7 protein-coding genes are annotated in these 6,726 nt (G+C 26.1%); 5 read left to right on the forward strand and 2 right to left on the reverse strand.

Going from position 1 to position 6,726, the window contains the following annotated elements:
• Positions 1–81 precede the first annotated feature (81 nt).
• Together AC2FB1_RS10800 and AC2FB1_RS10805 are read right to left on the reverse strand one after the other, a co-directional pair.
• Positions 82–693: a CPBP family intramembrane glutamic endopeptidase gene (locus tag AC2FB1_RS10800; RefSeq protein WP_049431538.1), complete on the reverse strand. Its 612-nt coding sequence runs from the start codon at positions 691–693 to the stop codon at positions 82–84.
• Between the two features lie 618 nt (positions 694–1,311).
• Positions 1,312–1,488, reverse strand: a complete 177-nt coding sequence (locus tag AC2FB1_RS10805; protein WP_186364246.1) for a hypothetical protein — start codon at positions 1,486–1,488, stop codon at positions 1,312–1,314.
• Between the two features lie 145 nt (positions 1,489–1,633).
• Between AC2FB1_RS10805 and AC2FB1_RS10810 the strand changes: the two genes are divergently transcribed.
• The 5 genes from AC2FB1_RS10810 to AC2FB1_RS10830 all read left to right on the forward strand — a co-directional run bounded on the left by AC2FB1_RS10810 (position 1,634) and on the right by AC2FB1_RS10830 (position 6,166).
• Complete coding sequence (locus tag AC2FB1_RS10810) at positions 1,634–1,897, forward strand: hypothetical protein (RefSeq protein WP_490675239.1); 264 nt, start codon at positions 1,634–1,636, stop codon at positions 1,895–1,897.
• Positions 1,898–2,958: 1,061 nt separating this feature from the next.
• Positions 2,959–3,555: a hypothetical protein gene (locus AC2FB1_RS10815; RefSeq protein ID WP_490675240.1), complete on the forward strand. Its 597-nt coding sequence runs from the start codon at positions 2,959–2,961 to the stop codon at positions 3,553–3,555.
• Positions 3,556–3,686: 131 nt separating this feature from the next.
• Complete coding sequence (locus tag AC2FB1_RS10820) at positions 3,687–3,893, forward strand: hypothetical protein (protein WP_490675241.1); 207 nt, start codon at positions 3,687–3,689, stop codon at positions 3,891–3,893.
• Positions 3,894–4,323: 430 nt separating this feature from the next.
• Positions 4,324–5,220: a hypothetical protein gene (locus AC2FB1_RS10825; protein WP_490675242.1), complete on the forward strand. Its 897-nt coding sequence runs from the start codon at positions 4,324–4,326 to the stop codon at positions 5,218–5,220.
• A gap of 205 nt (positions 5,221–5,425) precedes the next feature.
• Positions 5,426–6,166, forward strand: coding sequence for a hypothetical protein (locus AC2FB1_RS10830; RefSeq protein WP_490675243.1), 741 nt, complete (start codon positions 5,426–5,428; stop codon positions 6,164–6,166).
• Positions 6,167–6,726 lie beyond the last annotated feature (560 nt).

Consider the following 6,726-nt stretch of genomic DNA (forward strand, 5'->3'; position numbering starts at 1 on the left):
TAAGCCGACCATTCGACAAGTTTTGGGATTGTTAAGGGTTCCGAGGCTCAACGTCAATAAAGCAATTGGAATAAAGCGATATTAATATAAAGTTGCTAATAAATTATTTAATATATGAATTATGATCGGTATCTCTAATCTTTGAGTTTTATAGTAAATTATTGAATAAATGATTGCTGGGATACTATAAATTATGTAATCTGTTACGTTTGTTGGACCATGAGAAAGCGTAAATAAAATTATAGATACTATTACACCTAACCATTGTTTTTTTTGAAACATAACTTTAATTAAAATTCCTCTGAAAATACATTCTTCTATTATCGGTACAAAAATTCCTAATGTAATTATTGCTATAAAGAATTTTGAATGATTAACTGCTTCGTTTAATCCATCTTCGTTAGCAGGTATAGAAGCAAAGCTAGTTATTAAAGATGTTAATATTTCCAGAATTAGAAAGCTAATTATGATTATAGCTAATTCTTTTTTCTTTAAACTTTTGAAGGAAAATAAATTAAACTTAAAAAAAGTACATAATCCAAGAGTTAGGAACAAACAAATTATGGCTATGATATAAAATATAGGTTTAGTTAGGTATGTAAAAAACAGCATTTCACAGATAAAAAATAAGATGATAGTAATTAGTGACTGTATTATTAGTGTAATCTGTGATTTATCTTCTAACCTTTTCATATTTTCACCTTTCTTTTTTGTTTTTTTGAAACGAGAGAAACGAGTATCTTCTTGTCTTGATACTATATAGAAATAATACAGAGATGAAAAAGAAATGTAAATACGACATATAAATTTTTTAAAACGCAAAAGTAAGCGCTTTCTATTTACATTTAGAGCCTTTTATAAGATAATAAATGCAGCTACTAAACTTACTACTCAGATCGAGTATCCTTTAATAAACTGACTGTATCCTTTGGGTGCAGTCTTTTTATTTATAACTTGTCAAAACTTTACATTTCATACAAAAACAAATGGACTTAAAAGTACGCTTATAACCAGTACCTTAAAATAGGGAAGTGGTTTAACCAGTCCAAATGTGGGTCGGTTGGACTAATTACCGTTTTTTTAATCGGCTTAAATATGAGCGTATTAATTAATACAAAGGCTGACGCACTAAGTTAGTGCATTAGAAAACGAAAATATTCGTTCTCTAAATTAAGACGAATACAGACGAAATGTCGGCTCAATAGAATATAAATGGAAAACAGACATGTTGGTTATCTAATCTGAAGTACTAGTTTAGTACTTCAGAAAAGCCGTTTGGGACTTCTCTGCGTAGTCAAAATGGCAACGCAGCTATTTATTATCTAAACGACGCCCTATATATCCTAAAATAGCACCAACAACGAATAAAAATACAATATAAGATAAGTTAATTAATTGATTATCTGTATTAAGCATAGGTTGAATATAAAAAGTAGCAACAAGAACGATTATAGCGAATGTTATGACTGCAATTAATCTATATTTCATTTATACATCTCAATTTTTAATATTATCTATAATTTTATAATATACTATCTAACGTGATCTCGTGGCGCAAATGTGCGCAGTGAAATTATTAAAATACAAATAATACACTGATATGCTAATGTAAAGTTAAAAAGGAGTATTAGCAATGGCAAAAACTTTAATGTTAATCATAACTATTGTTTGTATGGCTTATATTGTGTATAACTTCATTAAAGATAAACCAGTTATTAATATGTTCTTTGCTTTAATAATACAATCAATTTTATTATTTCTAATCCGCTTCTTTTGGATAAAGCAATCTTTTAGTAAATCACTTTTATCGTCTTTTGACTTATTTACGATTACGGTTGTAGTTATTTATTTGATATATAAATTAAGTAAGAGAAGAAAAGAAAAATGGGATAAATAGTTACTGATAGCTGCGTACTCAACTTGGGTACGCAGCAACAAAATGCTCTAGTAGTGAATTTCATTCCCCAAATCTGGGGAGTGGGAATGTAAACAATTTATAGATACTGTAAACGTTGTAAACAAATATATAAATAATGAGATAATAACAAAAGAGATTTAATAATCTCTAAAACTCTTATATACATAGAGTTTTCACTCTATCTCAACTACATTGTGGCTAACCTTAATTGGTTGGCCATTTTTTTATTGTCGTAACCATTCATGACGGTAGCTGCATGAACAATTCGTTCAGTCATGTATAAAAGGAAGTAGGGAAACACGACGTCCTTTATTAGTTGATTTAAGTAAGGAGTGAACGAAACGTTCCCCCCTTATTCCTGGGGTCGTGAAACGCTACCCCATGTGTCGCAACTTGCGACGTTAGGTAAGTTAATACAGCAACCGCTTCGATACATAGGCATATTCCCAATTTAGACATATGTTAATACACGGGTGCAGTCCTAAATTAGGATTACAGAATGCAGTAATTTTAAATAAAATCAAGGAAAATGTCTTGAAAAAACTAAAATAAATTTTTCTTAGTTTTTAATATAGATATGACGTACTCTCAACGGTCTTCACGAACAATCAAAGTTAAATATTAGCTTTTAGTATGTATAGTTAGTTGATAAAATTACTTATATTCATAATAGTCTATCTCTTCTCAATATGGAGGTGATAGTACTGCTAAATATTGAAACAATTAATATTAATGTGGATTCAATTTTAAACATTAGTACATTATTATCATTCTATTTTGTTACTGTACTTTATGATCTAAAAAAGAAATAGCTGCTTACTACTCCAATAGTAAACAGCATAGTTAGTAAGAAATACAAATGAAATTAATAGTTTTAGACTATTATGAGTTTTAGCTTACCTACTCCAATAGGTAAGCTTTTTATTACAGTTTAATACTAAGTTAAGTATATGTATGTGTCAATCTTCAGCTGAAAGTTAAAAGATTTATTAAATTGTATGGAAACTGTATTATTAAGTACTTAAAAGGAGTCAATGCTAATGATAGAAATCATAATTAGTTTGTTATCTTTTGCTGGAGGTATAATCTTTAGAGAGATTATTAATTTTTTTAAAGAATCTAAATTAGAAGATAAAAAATTTGAAACTGAAAAGAAACAATTTTTTGCAGAGAACTTTTTTCCGATATATAGAGATATTTACAGTGCTATGTATGAAGTTACTGTCCAAATAGAATGTTTTATTAATCGTGAAATAACATTTCTTCATTCTAATGTATATGTTAAAGATGTTATTGAAATTACAAAAGAAAATTACGATAAATATATGTGGGGAGATGATGAGGAACAAGTTTATAATGTGAATTTTATGTACCATTTACAACTATTGCAAAATTGCACAGCGGAATTAAGAGAATTACATCAAAAGAATACTATAATGTTTACGAACGAAGAAAACGAATTAATAATGAGTTATTATAATATATCAAACATGTTAATGTGGTCATTAAACAATATAATGCAAACTGGAAAAATAGAAGGGAATTTTGATGAATATTTAATACAACAAAATGATATTCTAGAAAATTGCAAGAAAAAAATAAGATTAATTTTTAGAAAACGATTCGTATTTGAATAAATAATACAAAATGAACTATACAAGAAATGTTCTAACAGAACAATGATTATTGATGATGTACCACTAGAGGACTGATAACCATGTGTTCTAAAATAGAACAGATTAATGTAAATGATATGTTCAATAGGACTATGAGCATTAAAGGGAATACTGTGATTACTTATACTGATCTAATGACAGATAAGGAAGTAGAAATATGGAAAGAACTTCATGCAGCAGAAAGGGTAGCCATTATCTTACCATTCAATTTAATGTTAGTAAGGAATGACGTAGATAGAAGAATAGTACCATCTGTGAAGTTAAAAGATGATAGGATATTTATTTATTTGAATAAATAATTACTATAGTTTTTTTACGAAAAATATAAATATAGATACACCAATTTTTATCGATAGTGTTGGTTATGATGACGATAAAAAAATAAATAGAGAATAACTAAGAAGAATTTAATAAGAATTCGATTAACTAAATTTTCATAAGGTATTTAAAAAATAATTTTATATTTTGAAAACCAAAGATCTAATGTAGAAACAATGAACTTTTTTTCAAATAATAATGATATAAATATATTGTTAGGTGATATAGAAAATGGTGCTAATAATAACACAGAAGAATTAATACGAGTTGTTTAGTTAAGAATGTAGGCTAAGTATTGAATTTTTAAAGCTATTTTTACGTATCTTGATTAAAATATTATTGCAATTAATATTCCATTTCATTTTAAAATTATATATAATATTGTTGGTTACATAATTTAGGAGGAAAAAGATGGGGAAAAGTGTACTTGATTTAAAATATCTGAAATATGAACATTTTTTTAAGAAAAATTTGAAAAAATTTAATTATCCTATGACTTATATATTTGAAGTAGCTTGTTTTATTTTGCTAGGAATAGTAGAACTTTTATTTTATATACCATATTTTAATAAATATATAATTAAAATTCTACCAAATGCAGATGAAATGTCGCATTTTCCAACGTTTATAGGAGTAATTATTTCTATAGTAGGAGTATATATATATATTCTTTTAAAAATTTATTTACTAATGAATGTTAATGAGTATGTTAAAAATGAAAATATGATAAGAACTTATATAAATGATGAAAAAAATGGATTAAAAGTAGTTGAATCTTTATTTATTGATGACAAAGGTAAAGTAATTGTTGAGAGAAAAGACAAAAGTACCGATAATCAAAACAATGAATCTGATAAAGAATTTTTAATAGAACGAAACTACTATAATCAATATGACGAGATAGAGTACTATACTTCCTCAAAGCAAAATTTAAAATCTCCTTCAGGTTTATTAATGTTATTTCCCTTTTTTCTTGTATTAGTTAGTCTTGGAATGTTTTATTATTCTGTGTGGAAAGAAAAAGGATATTTACCTTTTAATATTGGTATATTTATATTGATTATTATAACTTTTTTTATTGCTAATTTTTATTCAAGAAAATCGAAAAAAGTCAAACAAAAAAATGAAAAAAAAATAATAAATGAAGCTGAACAATTTATAAAACATTCTAGTGATGTTAAATTGGAAAAGAAAAAAATATTAGCTGAAAATCTAACAAATACTATTAATGATTATATTAATAGTAATAATGAAAAAATGAAAAGCACTATTAAAGAGGCTATAGAAAGTGAAGTTTCAAAACTTTAGTTTTAAAGTTATTATATAATTCATTGAAATAAAATATAATTATGCACACAAGCAAGTTGAATATCTTATCTTAAACGTTACTTAATAAGTGGCGTTTTTTTGTGTTTTTAGACGCTGAGAGACGCATTATATTGCGTTGAATGCACTTATTACTTATACTCTCTATTAAACAATGAATTATAACTAAAAAGAGGAGTAAAATTTGGTGAAAGATTTTTTAATTAGATACTTGTTACTATTAATAATCGGAAGTGCAACTATAATATTTTGTTTAGCTGCAATTATGCAAAATATATTTAATATGGAATTAAAAGATAGTTTATCATTAATAATAGCTTTTATTGGTATATTTACTACTTTTGGTGGTGCTTATCTAGGGGCTAAAATTTCAGGAGAAAATGCTCTACATAATATTAAGAGACAAAATTATATAGAAAAAGTAGATAAACTTAAAGCACTTCAAAGTGAAATACTATTTAATATGGAATATATGTGGGTATTTTTATCTAATTCATACAAAGAAGTTGGTTTTACTACAAAAGATGTTAAAGATCAACTTGACTTAAAAGAAAGTATAGTTCAAAATACATTTTCAGTTATATATAAGGATTTAGCTACAAAAGAGTTAACCATATTAAAATTAAATAAAGTACACTATTTAAATTTATGTTTGTTAAGAGATGTTATAAATAATAACAGTAGAGAATATAGATTGTTTGATGAACTATTTTCAGAATATGAAGGTTCAGATTCTTATCATAATATAAATAAATTTTACAAATTAAAGCAAAATATTGATAGTCTTGAAAGATTCATAACTATAGAAGGAGATTATGCTTGTATAGATATTAATGTATGGTCAAAGCAATATCTTATCTCTTTATGTTACTATAGTAATGAAGTAAATGATATTTTACGAGAAGAACTTGAACTTAATAATATATAGAAAACTTTTTATTTAAAAAATATTTTTTAATAAGCACACGGACAAGTTAATTTAATCATTTTGAACGTCACTCATTGAGTGGCGCTTTTTATTTTGAATACGTTTTGAATACGTTATTTAAAAATATATATTAAATATAAATAAAGATAACACTAAGCAAACCTAATATAACAATGTTTATAAATAGTCATAAATACATATAAAATATATTTATTGTTGGAGAGTAATTGTGCCAGAATATAAATAAGCAATAAATAACTATTGAGGAAGTTAATATATAGAAAAATGCCTAGGACACTATAAGTTGTCTTAGGTATTTTTAACAAATTAGCAGTCGATGATTGAATACACACACGTTTATAATAAATCGTTTTAATATCGGGGCCCAAGCAAAAAGACTTTCACAGAGAAAGTCAACGTTCAACGCAAGCTGGGGTTCGGGGTGATGGGGGATAACGAATTCAATATGAATACTGTCCCATGCCTTTTCCTACGATTAGTCAAGCATTTACAAATAAAATAAGCATTACTTAACTAAACCGTTCAATTTTAATTTTTTG

This window comes from Staphylococcus sp. CoH_129_LAB_1 (genome assembly GCF_058191515.1).

What these genes read in the sequence shown, in the direction of transcription:
- AC2FB1_RS10800 (WP_049431538.1), bottom strand. Translation starts at nt 693, where the DNA reads ATGAAAAGGTTAGAAGATAAATCACAGATTACACTAATAATACAGTCA.
- AC2FB1_RS10805 (WP_186364246.1), bottom strand. Translation starts at nt 1,488, where the DNA reads ATGAAATATAGATTAATTGCAGTCATAACATTCGCTATAATCGTTCTT.
- AC2FB1_RS10810 (WP_490675239.1), top strand. Translation starts at nt 1,634, where the DNA reads ATGGCAAAAACTTTAATGTTAATCATAACTATTGTTTGTATGGCTTAT.
- AC2FB1_RS10815 (WP_490675240.1), top strand. Translation starts at nt 2,959, where the DNA reads ATGATAGAAATCATAATTAGTTTGTTATCTTTTGCTGGAGGTATAATC.
- AC2FB1_RS10820 (WP_490675241.1), top strand. Translation starts at nt 3,687, where the DNA reads ATGAGCATTAAAGGGAATACTGTGATTACTTATACTGATCTAATGACA.
- AC2FB1_RS10825 (WP_490675242.1), top strand. Translation starts at nt 4,324, where the DNA reads ATGGGGAAAAGTGTACTTGATTTAAAATATCTGAAATATGAACATTTT.